Here is a 15409-nt window from a genome sequence, read left to right on the forward strand (position 1 = left end):
GCGCCATTCGGTAACCTGAGTTGACTTTGCCGCTTTTTCGTCCTAATTTTCAGGATGAAGGGTAAGGGAGGATTTCTCCTCCCCCTGGCGTCTTAGTAAGCCGGTAAGCTAATCACTAAGAGTATCACCAGTATGATGACCAGGTTCATCATAACCCTTTCCTTATTTAAGGCCCCTTCCTCAGGAGGGGCTTTCCTGTATTTAGCCTCCGCTAAATCAAGCTGACGTTACCATGCCGCGTCCGACACATTTCTTTTCAGCGTTCGGCTTTGCGAGCCTCCTCGTGAAAGCCCGCCAATTCAGACCTTTCCATACGCGCTTTTCATAATTCCTCCATTTTTGCGGGGCGTTCCGTTACTAAACTAGTATCATTCAGCGAAAGCTTCAGGATGAGATAGCAAAATAATGAAAAGCAGTAACACACTTCGTTGGGGAATAGTCCTGACGGTAATTTTGGCGGCGGGAGCCGCCTATTGGTTCTGGCACGATCGCTCCGTAGAGACAACCGCAGGCGCTGCTGGCGCAAGTCAACAAGGAGCAAAAGCGCCTGCCGGGGGGCGCCATGGCCGCTTCGGCGCGGCGCTGGCCCCGGTGCAGGCGGCAACCGCCACCAGCGAATCCGTCCCCCGCTATCTTACTGGCCTGGGGACTATCACCGCGGCGAACACCGTGACCGTGCGCAGTCGGGTTGACGGTCAGTTGCTGAGTATTCATTTCCAGGAAGGTCAGCAGGTGAAAGCCGGCGATCTGCTGGCGCAAATCGATCCCAGCCAGTTCAAGGTCGCGCTGGCCCAGGCGCAGGGCCAGCTTGCCAAAGATAACGCTACCCTCGCAAACGCGCGCCGCGATCTCGCCCGCTATCAACAACTGGTCAAAACCAACCTTATCTCCCGTCAGGAGCTGGATACGCAGCAGTCGCTGGTGGTTGAATCCGCCGGTACGGTTAAAGCCGATCAGGCCGCCGTCGCCAGTGCGCAACTGCAGCTGGACTGGACCCGCATCACCGCGCCGATTGACGGACGTGTGGGCCTGAAACAGGTCGACATCGGCAACCAAATCTCCAGTGGCGACACCACCGGCATTGTCGTACTCACGCAAACCCACCCTATCGATTTGGTCTTTACCCTGCCGGAAAGCGATATCGCCACCGTGGTACAGGCGCAAAAGGCCGGGAAAACGCTGACCGTTGAGGCCTGGGATCGTACCAATAAACAGAAGATCAGCACTGGCAACCTGCTGAGCCTCGATAACCAAATCGATGCCACCACCGGCACTATTAAGCTTAAGGCGCGCTTTAATAACCTCGATGATGCTCTGTTCCCGAATCAGTTCGTCAACGCCAGAATGCTAGTGGATACCGAGCAGGATGCGGTCGTGATCCCCACCGCCGCGCTACAAATGGGCAACGAGGGGCACTTCGTGTGGGTGCTGAACAGTGAGAATAAAGTCAGTAAACATACGGTCACGCCGGGTATTCAGGATAGCCAGAAAGTGGTGATTAACGCCGGGCTGTCAGCAGGCGACCGGGTGGTGACCGATGGTATCGACCGCCTGACCGAAGGGGCCAAGGTCGAAGTCGTCGAAGCTCACAGCGCCGCGGAGGAACAACCCGCCGCCCGCCAGAGTGGTAAAAACGGAGCGGGCGCCTGATGCAAGTCTTACCCCCAAGCAGTACGGGCGGTCCGTCCCGGCTGTTTATTATGCGTCCGGTAGCGACAACGCTCTTGATGGTCGCCATTCTGCTGGCCGGCATCATCGGCTATCGCTTCCTGCCGGTCTCCGCGCTGCCGGAAGTGGACTACCCCACTATTCAGGTGGTGACGCTTTACCCCGGCGCCAGCCCGGATGTGGTGACGTCGTCGATTACCGCGCCGCTGGAGCGCCAGTTTGGCCAGATGTCCGGCCTTAAACAGATGTCCTCACAAAGCTCGGGCGGCGCGTCGGTCATCACCCTCCAGTTCCAGCTGACCCTGGCGCTGGATGTTGCCGAACAGGAAGTGCAGGCGGCTATTAACGCCGCCACCAACCTGCTGCCGTCTGATTTACCCAACCCGCCGGTTTATAGCAAAGTGAACCCGGCGGATCCGCCGATCATGACCCTGGCCGTCACCTCCAGCGCAATGCCGATGACGCAGGTCGAAGATATGGTGGAAACTCGGGTGGCGCAGAAGATTTCTCAGGTTTCCGGCGTCGGTCTGGTGACGCTGGCCGGCGGCCAGCGCCCTGCGGTGCGCGTTAAGCTCAATGCCCAGGCGATCGCCGCGTTAGGTTTGACCAGCGAAACCGTGCGCACCGCCATTACCAGCGCCAACGTGAATTCAGCGAAAGGTAGCCTTGACGGTCCGGCCCGCGCGGTCACTCTTTCCGCCAACGATCAGATGCAGTCGGCGGAAGATTACCGTCGACTGATTATCGCCTATCAGAACGGCGCGCCGATCCGCCTTGGCGATGTTGCGACCATCGAACAGGGCGCCGAGAACGCCTGGCTCGGTGCGTGGGCCAATAAGCAGCGGGCGATCGTAATGAACGTCCAGCGCCAGCCGGGAGCGAATATCATCGCCACCGCCGACAGCATCCGCCAGATGTTGCCGCAGCTCACAGAGAGCCTGCCTAAATCCGTTAAGGTACAGGTGCTTTCTGACCGCACCACCAATATTCGCGCGTCGGTCAGCGATACGCAGTTCGAATTGCTGCTCGCCATCGCTCTGGTGGTGATGATCATTTATCTCTTCCTGCGCAATGTCCCGGCAACCATCATTCCCGGTGTCGCCGTGCCGCTGTCGCTGGTCGGCACCTTCGCGGTTATGGTGTTCCTCGATTTTTCAATTAATAACCTGACGCTAATGGCGCTGACCATCGCCACCGGCTTCGTGGTCGATGACGCCATCGTAGTCATCGAAAACATCTCCCGCTACATTGAAAAAGGTGAGAAACCGCTTGCCGCCGCGCTGAAAGGCGCGGGGGAAATCGGCTTCACGATTATTTCATTAACCTTCTCGCTGATTGCCGTACTGATCCCGCTGCTGTTTATGGGTGATATCGTTGGGCGATTGTTCCGCGAATTCGCCATTACCCTCGCGGTGGCGATTCTGATTTCGGCGGTGGTCTCGCTGACCCTGACGCCAATGATGTGCGCGCGGATGTTAAGTCACGAATCGCTGCGCAAACAAAACCGCTTTTCGCGGGCCAGCGAGCGATTCTTCGAGCGGGTGATTGCCGTGTATGGTCGCTGGCTGAGCCGCGTGCTGAACCACCCGTGGTTAACATTGAGCGTGGCGTTAAGCACCCTTGCGTTATCGATTCTGCTATGGGTCTTTATCCCGAAAGGCTTCTTCCCGATCCAGGATAACGGCATTATTCAGGGCACCTTACAGGCGCCGCAGTCGGTATCGTTCGCCAGTATGGCGCAACGCCAGCAGCAGGTATCCGAGCTGATTCTGAAAGATCCGGCGGTTGAAAGCCTCACGTCGTTTGTCGGCGTTGATGGCACCAACCCGGCGTTGAACAGCGCGCGTCTACAGATTAACCTCAAGCCGCTGGATGAGCGTGACGATCGGGTACAAACGGTCATTAGTCGCCTGCAACACGCGGTGGCAAGCGTACCGGGCATTGAGCTCTACCTGCAGCCAACGCAGGATCTGACCATCGATACCACCGTCAGCCGAACGCAGTATCAATTTACCCTGCAGGCTAACTCGCTCGATGCGCTGAGCAACTGGGTGCCGCAATTGCTGTCGCGCCTGCAATCCTTACCCCAGCTTGCCGATGTCAGCAGCGACTGGCAGGATAAAGGGCTCGCGGCTTATATCAATGTCGATCGCGATAGCGCCAGCCGGCTGGGTATTTCCATGGCGGATGTCGATAACGCGCTGTATAACGCTTTTGGCCAACGGCTGATCTCGACAATTTATACCCAGGCCAACCAATATCGCGTGGTGCTGGAGCACGACACCCAGGCGACGCCGGGGCTGGCGGCGCTGGATAATATTCGCCTCACCAGCAGCGATGGCGGCATTGTGCCGCTGAAGTCTATCGCCAGCGTCGAGCAGCGTTTTACGCCGCTGTCGGTCAACCATCTCGATCAGTTTCCGGTTACCACTATTTCATTCAACGTGCCGGATAACTACTCTCTTGGCGAAGCGGTAGAGGCTATTTTGTCCACCGAGCAGTCGCTGGATTTCCCAAGCGACATCCGCACTCAGTTCCAGGGCAGTTCGCTCGCGTTCCAGTCGGCGCTCGGTAGCACCGTCTGGCTGGTGGTCGCGGCGGTCGTCGCCATGTATATCGTGCTCGGTGTGCTGTACGAAAGCTTCATTCATCCCATCACCATTCTTTCTACGCTGCCGACCGCTGGCGTCGGGGCGCTACTGGCGCTATGGCTGGCCGGTAGCGAGCTGGATGTGATTGCCATCATCGGCATCATTCTGCTGATTGGTATCGTGAAGAAAAACGCCATCATGATGATTGACTTTGCCCTCGCCGCCGAGCGCGAACAGGGAATGCCGCCGCGGGAAGCCATTTATCAGGCCTGCCTGCTGCGCTTCCGTCCGATTCTGATGACCACCCTCGCCGCCCTGCTTGGCGCGCTGCCGTTGATGCTCAGTACCGGCGTCGGCGCCGAGCTGCGTCGTCCGCTGGGGATTGGCATGGTTGGCGGCCTGATGCTCAGCCAGGTACTGACGTTATTCACCACGCCGGTGATTTATCTGCTGTTCGATCGGCTATCGCTGTATATGAAGAGCCGCTTCCCGCGCCGTGAAGAGGAGGCGTAAGTGAAGTTTTTCGCTCTCTTTATATATCGCCCGGTGGCGACGATTCTTATCTCGCTGGCGATTACCCTGTGCGGGATCCTCGGATTCCGCCTGCTGCCGGTCGCACCGCTGCCGCAGGTGGATTTCCCGGTGATCATGATTAGCGCCTCGCTGCCCGGCGCCTCGCCGGAAACCATGGCCTCGTCGGTGGCAACACCGCTGGAACGCTCGCTGGGGCGCATTGCCGGGGTCAATGAAATGACCTCGTCGAGCTCGCTTGGCAGTACCCGCATCATCATGGAGTTTAATTTCGATCGCGATATTAACGGCGCCGCCCGCGACGTGCAGGCGGCGATTAATGCCGCGCAAAGTCTGCTGCCGAGCGGGATGCCCAGCCGCCCCACGTATCGCAAAGCTAACCCGTCCGATGCGCCGATCATGATCCTGACGCTCACCTCGGATACCTATTCGCAAGGCGAGTTGTACGATTTCGCGTCAACCCAGCTGGCGCAAACCATCGCGCAGATTGACGGCGTCGGCGATGTCGACGTCGGCGGCAGCTCACTGCCGGCGGTGCGCGTCGACCTTAACCCGCAGGCGCTATTTAACCAGGGCGTCTCACTGGACGCCGTGCGCAGCGCCATTGATAACGCCAACGTGCGTCGCCCGCAGGGCGCGCTGGAAGATGAAACCCACCGCTGGCAGGTGCAGACCAACGATGAATTGAAAACCGCGGCGGAATATTTGCCGGTGATCGTCCACTACAATAACGGCGCGGCGGTACGCCTTGGCGACGTGGCAAAAGTGACGGATTCAGTGCAGGATGTGCGTAACGCCGGGATGACCAACGCCAAACCGGCGATCCTGTTGATGATCCGCAAGCTGCCGGAAGCCAACATCATTCAAACGGTCGACAGCATCCGCGCCCGCCTGCCGGAACTACAGCGTACTATCCCGGCAGCCATCGATTTACAGATTGCCCAGGATCGTTCGCCCACCATCCGCGCATCGCTGGAAGAGGTCGAACAAACGCTGGTGATCTCGGTCGCGCTGGTGATTCTGGTGGTCTTTCTGTTTTTGCGCTCCGGGCGCGCAACACTTATCCCGGCTGTCGCCGTACCGGTATCGTTAATCGGTACCTTCGCAGCGATGTATTTATGCGGCTTCAGCCTCAATAATCTGTCGCTAATGGCGCTGACCATCGCCACCGGTTTTGTCGTTGATGACGCCATCGTAGTGCTGGAAAACATTTCCCGCCATCTTGAGGCCGGAATGAAACCGCTGCAGGCCGCGTTACAGGGCAGCCGTGAAGTCGGCTTTACCGTGCTGTCGATGAGTCTGTCGCTGGTGGCGGTGTTCTTACCGCTGCTGCTGATGGGCGGCCTTCCGGGCCGTCTGCTGCGCGAGTTCGCCGTCACGCTATCGGTAGCGATCGGCATTTCGCTCGCCGTATCGCTCACGCTAACGCCGATGATGTGCGGCTGGCTGCTGAAAAGCGGCAAACCTCATGAACCAACGCGCAATCGCGGCTTTGGCCGCCTGCTGGTCGCTATTCAGGGCGGCTATGGCAAATCGTTAAAATGGGTGCTGAAGCATAGTCGGCTGACTGGCCTGGTCCTGCTCGGTACGATAGCGCTCAGCGTGTGGCTGTATATCGCCATTCCGAAAACCTTCTTCCCGGAGCAGGACACCGGGGTGCTGATGGGCGGCATTCAGGCGGATCAGAGCATTTCTTTCCAGGCGATGCGCGGCAAACTGCAGGACTTTATGAAGATCATCCGCGAGGATCCGGCGGTCGATAACGTGACCGGCTTTACCGGCGGCTCGCGGGTGAATAGCGGTATGATGTTTATCACCCTGAAACCGCGCGAGCAGCGCCATGAAACCGCGCAGCAAATCATCGACCGGCTGCGGAAAAAGCTGGCGAAAGAGCCCGGCGCTAATCTGTTCCTGATGGCGGTACAGGATATCCGCGTCGGCGGGCGTCAGTCGAATGCCAGCTATCAATACACTCTGTTATCGGACGATTTGTCGGCGCTGCGTGAATGGGAGCCAAAAATCCGCAAGGCACTGGCGGCGCTGCCGGAACTGGCCGACGTGAACTCAGACCAACAGGATAACGGCGCGGAGATGGATCTGGTCTACGACCGCGACACCATGTCACGACTGGGTGTCAGCGTACAGGATGCCAACAGTCTGTTAAACAACGCTTTCGGCCAGCGGCAAATCTCGACCATCTACCAGCCGCTGAACCAGTACAAAGTGGTGATGGAAGTCGATCCGCTTTATACCCAGGACGTTAGCGCGCTGGAACAAATGTTTGTCATCAGTAAAGACGGCAAACCCATTCCGCTGTCGTATTTCGCCAAATGGCAACCGGCGAACGCGCCGCTTTCGGTCAATCATCAGGGGCTATCGGCCGCCTCGACCATCTCCTTCAACCTGCCGACCGGCAAATCGCTATCGGAAGCCAGCGACGCCATTGACCGGGCGATGACCCAGCTCGGCGTGCCGTCGAGCGTCCGTGGATCGTTTGCCGGCACCGCGCAGGTATTCCAGCAGACGATGAACTCACAGGTGATCCTGATTATCGCCGCCATCGCCACGGTGTATATCGTGCTGGGGATCCTCTACGAAAGCTACGTGCATCCGTTAACTATCCTCTCTACCCTGCCATCGGCGGGGGTTGGCGCGCTGTTGGCGCTGGAGTTGTTCGGCGCCCCATTCAGCCTAATCGCCCTGATAGGGATCATGCTATTAATTGGCATCGTAAAGAAAAACGCCATCATGATGGTCGATTTCGCCCTTGAAGCGCAGCGCAGCGGTAATCTGCCGCCGGAAGAGGCCATCTTCGAGGCCTGCCTGCTACGTTTTCGCCCGATCATGATGACCACCCTGGCGGCGCTGTTCGGCGCACTGCCGCTGGTGCTGTCGGGCGGCGACGGGTCAGAACTGCGGCAGCCGTTGGGGATCACCATCGTCGGCGGGCTGGTCATGAGCCAGCTGCTGACGCTGTACACCACCCCGGTGGTCTATTTGTTCTTTGATCGTCTGCGGCTGCGTTTTACGCGCAAGTCTGCTCAACCGGTAAGCGAATAAAATGACAGATCTGCCCTCCAGCGTACGCTGGCAGTTATGGATTGTGGCCTTCGGCTTCTTTATGCAGTCGCTGGATACCACCATCGTTAACACCGCCCTCCCCTCGATGGCCAAAAGCCTTGGGGAGAGCCCGCTGCACATGCATATGGTGGTGGTCTCATATGTGCTTACGGTGGCGGTCATGCTGCCGGCCAGCGGCTGGCTGGCGGACCGGGTTGGCGTGCGCAATATCTTCTTCAGCGCCATTGTATTGTTTACCGTCGGCTCGCTATTCTGCGCCCAGGCCAGCACTCTCGATCAGTTAGTGATGTCCCGCGTGCTGCAAGGCGTCGGCGGAGCGATGATGGTACCGGTCGGGCGTCTGACGGTGATGAAAATCGTTCCACGCGATCAGTATATGGCGGCGATGACCTTCGTCACCCTGCCCGGCCAGGTTGGACCGCTGCTCGGCCCGGCGCTTGGCGGCGTGCTCGTCGAATATGCTTCCTGGCACTGGATTTTCTTAATTAACATCCCGGTAGGTATCATCGGCGCTATCGCCACGTTATGCCTGATGCCAAACTACACCCTGCAGACCCGGCGTTTTGATATTCTTGGTTTTATTCTGCTGGCGGTGGGAATGGCCGCCCTGACGCTGGCGCTTGACGGCAAAAAAGGGCTGGGTATCTCGCCGCTGCTGCTCGCCGTGCTGGTCGTCGGCGGCCTGATGGCGATGGGATTCTATTGGTGGCACGCCCGCGGTAACGTTAACGCATTGTTTAGCCTCAAACTGTTTCGCAATAAAACCTTCTCGCTCGGTCTTGGAGGCAGCTTCGCCGGGCGTATCGGCAGCGGGATGTTGCCGTTTATGACCCCGGTATTCCTGCAAATTGGCCTCGGCTTCTCGCCGTTCCACGCCGGGCTGATGATGATCCCGATGGTGCTGGGCAGCATGGGGATGAAACGCATCGTGGTGCAGGTAGTGAATCGCTTTGGCTATCGCCGCGTGCTGGTTTTCGCAACCCTCGGCCTGGCGCTGGTGAGTTTGCTGTTCATGGCCGTCGCACTGGCCGGCTGGTACTGGCTGCTGCCGCTGGTGCTGTTCCTGCAGGGCATGATTAACTCCAGCCGTTTCTCGTCGATGAATACTCTGACGCTAAAAGACCTGCCTGATGAGTTGGCCAGTAGCGGTAACAGCCTGCTCTCGATGGTTATGCAGCTCTCGATGAGTATCGGCGTGACCATCGCCGGGCTACTGCTCGGCATGTACGGCCAGCAGCATATCAGCGCCGATGCCCCAGCCGTTCATCAAGTTTTCCTCTACACCTATCTGAGCATGGCGGTGATTATCGCCCTCCCGGCGCTTATCTTTTCCCGCGTACCGAACGATGTCGGCAGCAACACCGTCATCCGCCGACGCAAAAGGAGTGAATCGTGAAACTTTGGCGCCCGGGTATCACCGGTAAGCTGTTCCTGGCTATTTTCGCTACCTGTATCGTGCTGCTGATTAGCATGCACTGGGCGGTGCGTATCAGCTTTGAGCGCGGCTTTATCGACTATATAAAACGCGGTAATGAACAGCGATTAACGATGCTCGGCGACGCGCTGAGCGAACAGTACGAGCAGCATGGCGACTGGAAGTTTTTACGCAATAACGATCGTTTTATCTTCCAGTTACTGCGCACCTTCGAGCGCGATAACGACGAACGCCCGCCGGGTGGTCCGGGCCCACACGGCGAGCCAGGGCCAATGCCCGGGCCTGGCCCGCGTCCCGATATGCCGCCGCACGGTTGGCGCACGCAATTTTGGGTTATCGATCAACAAGGGCGCGTGCTGGTAGGCCCGCGAGCGCCGGTACCGCAAGATGGCACCCGGCGCAACATTGTCGTCAACGGCGTGACCGTCGGGGCGGTGATCGCCTCGCCGGTCGAGCGACTCACGCGCAACACGGATATCAATTTCGACCGCCAGCAAAAACGCACCAGCTGGCTTATCGTCGCCCTCGCCACCCTCCTCGCCGCTCTGGCCACCTTCCCGCTGGCCCGCGGGCTGCTGGCGCCGGTCAAACGGCTGGTGGAAGGTACCCATAAGCTGGCGGCGGGCGATTTCTCTACCCGCGTCACGGTCACCGGCGGGGATGAACTGGGTCGTCTGGCGCAGGATTTCAACCAGCTTGCCAGTACGCTTGAGCGCAACCAACAAATGCGCCGCGATTTGATGGCCGATATTTCGCATGAACTCCGCACGCCGCTAGCGGTGCTGCGCGGCGAGCTGGAAGCTATTCAGGACGGCGTGCGTAAATTCACCCCGGATTCAATTTCTTCGCTGCAGGCGGAAGTCGGCACGCTCACTAAGCTGGTAGACGATCTGCATCAGCTATCGATGTCCGATGAAGGCGCGTTAGCCTACCAGAAAGAATCGGTAGATTTAATTGCGCTACTGGAGGTCGCCGCAGGAGCGTTCCGCGAACGTTTCGCCAGCCGCGGGTTGACCATCGGCGTCTCGCTGCCGGATAACGCTATCGTGTTCGGCGATCGCGATCGGCTAATGCAGCTGTTCAATAATCTGCTGGAAAACAGCCTGCGCTATACCGACCGCGGCGGACGCCTGCTGATTAGCGCCAAACAAAACGGCCGCATGTTGACGCTCGATTTTGCCGATAGCGGCCCCGGCGTTAGCGACGAGCAGCTGGCGCGGCTGTGTGAACGTTTTTACCGCACCGAAGGTTCGCGTAACCGCGCCAGCGGCGGATCCGGCCTTGGGCTGGCAATCTGTATGAACATCGTAGCGGCCCACGGCGGCAGCCTGAACGCCAGCCATTCGCCTTTTGGCGGGGTTAGCATTAAAGTAGAATTACCTCTGGAACAGGATTTATCGAGGGACGTATGAGCGAATTACCCATTGATGAAAACACGCCGCGTATTTTAATCGTGGAAGACGAGCCCAAGCTCGGTCAGTTGTTGATCGACTATTTGCAGGCCGCGAGCTACGCGCCAACGCTAATTGCTCATGGCGATCGGGTACTGCCCTACGTTCGCCAGACGCCCCCGCATTTGATTCTGCTGGATTTAATGCTGCCCGGCACCGACGGCCTGACATTGTGCCGTGAAATCCGCCGTTTTTCCGATGTACCGATCGTGATGGTCACCGCCAAAATCGAGGAGATCGATCGCCTGCTGGGGCTGGAGATCGGCGCCGACGACTACATCTGCAAACCATATAGTCCGCGTGAAGTTGTGGCTCGCGTGAAGACGATCCTGCGTCGCTGCAAGCCACAGCGCGCTCTGCAGGCGCTGGATGCGCAAAGCCCGCTCATCGTTGATGAGAGCCGTTTCCAGGCCTCGTGGCGCGAAAAATTACTGGACCTGACTCCCGCCGAGTTTCGGCTATTAAAAACGCTGTCTCAGGAGCCGGGTAAAGTCTTCTCCCGCGAACAACTGCTCAATCATCTGTACGACGATTATCGCGTGGTCACCGACCGCACTATCGACAGCCATATTAAAAACCTGCGCCGTAAGCTTGAATCGCTGGATGCCGAGCAGTCGTTTATTCGCGCCGTCTACGGCGTCGGCTATCGCTGGGAGGCGGACGCCTGTCGAATAGCCTAACCTCTGCGCCTCTCAGAGCAGAGAGGCGCAAAGGTTTACTCCCTCTTTCCACGGCGCTACAATGCCCGCCCTTAATGTGGGGACACTCCCCCGAATCGCCGCACCTGGTGCGGCGAGTCTGACCTGTCATCAGAACGAGAAAATCATGTTTAAACCGGAACTCCTTTCCCCGGCGGGAACGCTGAAAAATATGCGTTACGCTTTCGCTTATGGCGCCGATGCGGTCTACGCCGGCCAGCCGCGTTACTCACTGCGCGTGCGCAACAATGAATTTAACCACGAAAACCTGCAGCTCGGCATCAATGAGGCCCACGAGCTAGGGAAAAAATTCTACGTGGTGGTTAACATCGCGCCGCATAACGCCAAGCTGAAAACGTTCATTCGCGATCTCAAACCGGTAGTGGAAATGGGGCCGGACGCGCTGATTATGTCCGATCCTGGTTTAATCATGCTGGTGCGGGAAAACTTCCCTGATATGCCAATTCACCTGTCGGTACAGGCCAACGCCGTCAACTGGGCGACGGTGAAATTCTGGCAGCAAATGGGGCTAACCCGCGTGATCCTCTCCCGCGAGCTGTCGCTGGACGAGATCGCCGAAATTCGCAGCCAGGTGCCGGAGATGGAAATCGAGATTTTCGTCCATGGCGCGCTGTGCATGGCCTACTCCGGCCGCTGCCTGCTCTCCGGCTATATCAACAAACGTGACCCTAACCAGGGTACCTGCACCAACGCCTGCCGCTGGGAGTACAACGTCCAGGAAGGCAAAGAAGATGACGTAGGTAATATCGTCCACAAGCATGAGCCTATCCCGGTGCAGAACGTTGAACCGACTCTCGGTATCGGCGCGCCGACCGACCAGGTGTTTATGATTGAAGAAGCCAAACGTCCGGGCGAGTATATGACCGCCTTCGAAGACGAGCACGGCACCTACATCATGAACTCCAAAGATCTGCGCGCAATCGCCCACGTGGAGCGCCTGACCCAGATGGGCGTGCACTCGCTGAAGATTGAAGGCCGCACCAAATCCTTCTACTACTGCGCCCGCACCGCCCAGGTGTACCGTAAAGCGATTGACGACGCCGCCGCCGGTAAACCGTTCGATACCAGTCTGCTGGAGACGCTGGAAGGTCTGGCTCACCGCGGCTATACCGAAGGCTTCCTGCGCCGCCACACCCACGACGACTATCAGAATTACGAGTACGGCTACTCGGTTTCCGAACGCCAGCAGTTTGTCGGCGAATTCACCGGCAAGCGTAATGGTAATCTGGCCGAAGTGGCGGTAAAAAATAAGTTCTCGGTCGGCGACAGCCTCGAGGTCATGACTCCGCAAGGCAACGTCAACTTTACGCTCGAACATATGGAGAACGCCAAAGGCGAAGCAATGCCGGTCGCGCCGGGAGACGGTTATATCGTCTGGCTGCCGCTGCCGGAGGATATGGCGCTGGAGTATGGTTTGCTGATGCGTAACTTCAACGGCGAGTCGACGCGCAATCCGCATAAAAATTAGTTTATTGGCGTTATTTTTTCACTATGTATGGATATTAGAATCGGATCACATACCGTTACGTTCGAAGCAGGTATCATCCATTTCGCTGAAAAACATAACCCATAAATGCTAGCTGTACCAGGAACCACCTCCTTAGCCTGCGTAATCTCCCTTACGCGGGCTTATTTTTTATGCATCCTATTTTCCCGACTTTCTTATTCCATGACGCCATTCATGCGATACACTGAGGATGACGACTAAGAATGAGGCGATAAAGGATGACCCAATTTCCAGCCAGCTTATTAATTCTCAACGGTAAAGGCGCGAATGAGCCCCAACTGCGCGAAGCCGTTAATCTCCTGCGCGAAGAAGGTATCGAGATACACGTCCGCGTGACCTGGGAGAAAGGCGATGCGATTCGTTTTGTCGAGGAAGCCGAAACGCTCAGGGTGGCGACGGTGATTGCCGGCGGCGGCGATGGCACGATTAATGAAGTCGCCACTGCGCTGGTCCAGCGCGGCAACAATATGGCGCTGGGAATACTCCCCCTCGGCACAGCCAATGATTTCGCCACCAGCGTCGGCATCCCGCAGGACTTAGCCAGCGCGCTGAAGCTGGCGATAGCCGGGCGCGACGTCCCTATTGATGTGGTTCGCGTGAATAACGAGGCCGGATTTATCAATATGGCCACCGGCGGCTTTGGTACCCGTATCACCACCGAAACGCCGGAAAAACTAAAAGCCGCGCTCGGCGGCGTCTCCTATCTGATTCACGGCCTGACGCGCATGGATACCCTGAAGCCTGACCGCTGCGAAATTCGCGGCGAGAACTTTCACTGGCAGGGCGACGCGCTGGTTATCGGCATCGGCAATGGCCGCCAGGCCGGTGGTGGTCAGCAACTGTGTCCTGAAGCATTAATTAACGACGGGCTACTGCATCTGCGTATTTTTACCGGCGAAGAGTTGCTGCCTGCGCTGTTTAGCACCCTCGCTAATCCCGATAATTCGCCAAATCTGATCGACGGCGTATCGCCGTGGTTTGAAGTCACCGCCGCCCATGAAATGACCTTCAACCTGGATGGCGAACCTCTGAGCGGCAAATCCTTCCGGATGGAAATCCTCGGCGAGGCGCTACGCTGCCGTCTGCCGCCGGACTGTATGTTACTGCGTTAAAACATCAGGGCGGGATATACCCGCCCTCATAACGTTATGAATATTCTACCCCTTCCCTGACGCCGCTTGCCTTACGGGCAAAGCCCGGCTGATCGACGCGAATAAACGGGCACAGACAAAACGCCAGCAGATAGAGCGCGGTATAGGCCACCACCACGCCGATGGTGCTGAAGTGCGGCAGCAGCACCACCGCAATTGCCGGCGCGAGGAAGTTCGACAGCCCGGCAGACAGGTTGTAGACCGAAATCGCCGCCCCTTTATGCTTTGGCTCCAGCGCCGGGAACACCGCCGCCATCGGCACGAACGCCGCGACGAAAATCCCCAGCGCAATCGCCGGCACCAGCGCCATAGCGAAGTTATGCCCGAAGTGCTGCGGCAGGTAGTAAAACGCCAGGCTCGACAGCGCCATGCCGATGCAGCCGAACCAGCGCACCACTTTCATCCAGCCCAGTTTCTCCGCCACAATCCCCCAGAAGACGTTGGAGAAAATGGTGGTGAAGAAGAACGCCGCCCACACCTGCAGCCATTCGGAAGTGGTGAAACCGAGCTCATCGACGAACATCATCGGCATGACCACCGCGAAGCCGAACAGCGACAGGGTGTTGATAATGCGCACGATGCTGGAGAGCATAATGCTGCGGTTGGTGTAGATAAGGGTCACCGCGCGCCCCAGCTCGGAGAACTTCTCGCGGGTGGTGAGGTTCTGCATATGGCGCGGGGTTTCGGTGTTGCGCAGCGCCGCCAGGGCAATCAGTCCGCCGGTGACGCAGAACGCCAGCGCCAGCCACAGAGTGCCCATCTCGCCAATGTGCGGGATGGTGAAGCTCGGGATATAGCTGCCGAACACGCCGATGCCGACGGAGTAGACCGCCCAGAACCAGCCCAGCGCCGAGCTGGAGCTGTCGCTGCGGACGTTATGGATAATGGCGACGATGAACGAGTAGAGGAACAGCGGATAGGCCAGACCGCGGATACCGTAAAACAGCAGGATTAAGGCGTAGTTGGCGCGGCCGAGACCGAAGACGAGGAACAGGACGTGGAACACGCACCACAGCACAAAACCGATAAACATGGTTTTACGCGGGGTGATGATTTCCGCGACCACGCCGGAGACCCAGGCCGAGAGGGCGGCGGCGAGGCCGTAGAGGGTGAAGGCGAAAGAGGCCTGCGCCGGGCTGAAGCCCAGCTCCTTGATGTAGTGTGAGAGGAAGGCGAGTTCAAAACCGTCGCCGGTCATAAACACGGCGATGGCGACGTATCCCCAGATAAGGTTCAGCGGCAGACCGAGCCACTGTTTGTGATTAACGGACATGG

At 58.2% G+C, this 15409-nt stretch carries 10 protein-coding genes; 8 read left to right on the top strand and 2 right to left on the bottom strand.

All coding sequences use genetic code 11. From position 1 onward, the window contains the following. Positions 1 to 92: 92 nt before the first annotated feature. Positions 93 to 152, bottom strand: a complete 60-nt coding sequence (locus AC22LX_RS07350) for a type I toxin-antitoxin system Ibs family toxin (RefSeq protein ID WP_108418926.1) — start codon at positions 150 to 152, stop codon at positions 93 to 95. 253 nt (positions 153 to 405) lie between these two features. Here AC22LX_RS07350 and AC22LX_RS07355 point away from each other — a divergent pair, with 253 nt between their 5' ends. From AC22LX_RS07355 to yegS, 8 genes are all read left to right on the top strand, one after another. After that, complete coding sequence (locus AC22LX_RS07355; protein WP_487333893.1) at positions 406 to 1650, top strand: MdtA/MuxA family multidrug efflux RND transporter periplasmic adaptor subunit; 1245 nt, start codon at positions 406 to 408, stop codon at positions 1648 to 1650. Beyond that, positions 1650 to 4772: an MdtB/MuxB family multidrug efflux RND transporter permease subunit gene (locus AC22LX_RS07360; protein WP_045391878.1), complete on the top strand. Its 3123-nt coding sequence runs from the start codon at positions 1650 to 1652 to the stop codon at positions 4770 to 4772. The genes AC22LX_RS07355 and AC22LX_RS07360 overlap by 1 nt, the downstream gene beginning before the upstream one ends. Beyond that, positions 4773 to 7850 (top strand): multidrug efflux RND transporter permease subunit MdtC, encoded by a 3078-nt coding sequence (gene mdtC / locus AC22LX_RS07365; RefSeq protein ID WP_063447771.1) that lies wholly within the window; start codon positions 4773 to 4775, stop codon positions 7848 to 7850. It begins immediately after the preceding gene. 1 nt (position 7851) lies between these two features. Further along, entirely contained in the window at positions 7852 to 9267 is a 1416-nt protein-coding gene (gene mdtD / locus AC22LX_RS07370; RefSeq protein WP_047078107.1) for an MFS transporter, read from the top strand. Continuing rightward, positions 9264 to 10718 carry an envelope stress sensor histidine kinase BaeS gene (gene baeS, locus AC22LX_RS07375; protein WP_063447772.1) on the top strand — a complete coding sequence of 485 codons (1455 nt, stop codon included), beginning with the start codon at positions 9264 to 9266 and terminating at the stop codon, positions 10716 to 10718. Before mdtD ends, baeS begins: the two co-directional genes overlap by 4 nt. Then, positions 10715 to 11437: an envelope stress response regulator BaeR gene (gene baeR, locus AC22LX_RS07380; RefSeq protein ID WP_045391890.1), complete on the top strand. Its 723-nt coding sequence runs from the start codon at positions 10715 to 10717 to the stop codon at positions 11435 to 11437. Before baeS ends, baeR begins: the two co-directional genes overlap by 4 nt. 145 nt (positions 11438 to 11582) lie before the next feature. Next, positions 11583 to 12944, top strand: a complete 1362-nt coding sequence (gene trhP / locus AC22LX_RS07385; RefSeq protein WP_032714942.1) for a prephenate-dependent tRNA uridine(34) hydroxylase TrhP — start codon at positions 11583 to 11585, stop codon at positions 12942 to 12944. Positions 12945 to 13201: 257 nt separating this feature from the next. Further along, positions 13202 to 14095, top strand: coding sequence for a lipid kinase YegS (gene yegS, locus AC22LX_RS07390; protein ID WP_045398058.1), 894 nt, complete (start codon positions 13202 to 13204; stop codon positions 14093 to 14095). Positions 14096 to 14129: 34 nt separating this feature from the next. Here the strand turns inward: yegS and AC22LX_RS07395 are convergent, their stop codons facing one another. After that, a complete protein-coding gene (locus tag AC22LX_RS07395) occupies positions 14130 to 15407 on the bottom strand; it encodes an RbtT/DalT/CsbX family MFS transporter (RefSeq protein WP_163310952.1) in 1278 nt (425 codons plus the stop codon). Positions 15408 to 15409: the final 2 nt, after the last annotated feature.

It is taken from the genome of Klebsiella sp. PK01, from assembly GCF_057624675.1.

Excerpts from the sequence above, each read along its gene's own strand:
- AC22LX_RS07360 (WP_045391878.1), top strand. The coding sequence starts at position 1,650 with ATGCAAGTCTTACCCCCAAGCAGTACGGGCGGTCCGTCCCGGCTGTTT.
- baeR (WP_045391890.1), top strand. The coding sequence starts at position 10,715 with ATGAGCGAATTACCCATTGATGAAAACACGCCGCGTATTTTAATCGTG.
- trhP (WP_032714942.1), top strand. The coding sequence starts at position 11,583 with ATGTTTAAACCGGAACTCCTTTCCCCGGCGGGAACGCTGAAAAATATG.
- mdtD (WP_047078107.1), top strand. The coding sequence starts at position 7,852 with ATGACAGATCTGCCCTCCAGCGTACGCTGGCAGTTATGGATTGTGGCC.
- AC22LX_RS07355 (WP_487333893.1), top strand. The coding sequence starts at position 406 with ATGAAAAGCAGTAACACACTTCGTTGGGGAATAGTCCTGACGGTAATT.
- AC22LX_RS07395 (WP_163310952.1), bottom strand. The coding sequence starts at position 15,407 with ATGTCCGTTAATCACAAACAGTGGCTCGGTCTGCCGCTGAACCTTATC.
- yegS (WP_045398058.1), top strand. The coding sequence starts at position 13,202 with ATGACCCAATTTCCAGCCAGCTTATTAATTCTCAACGGTAAAGGCGCG.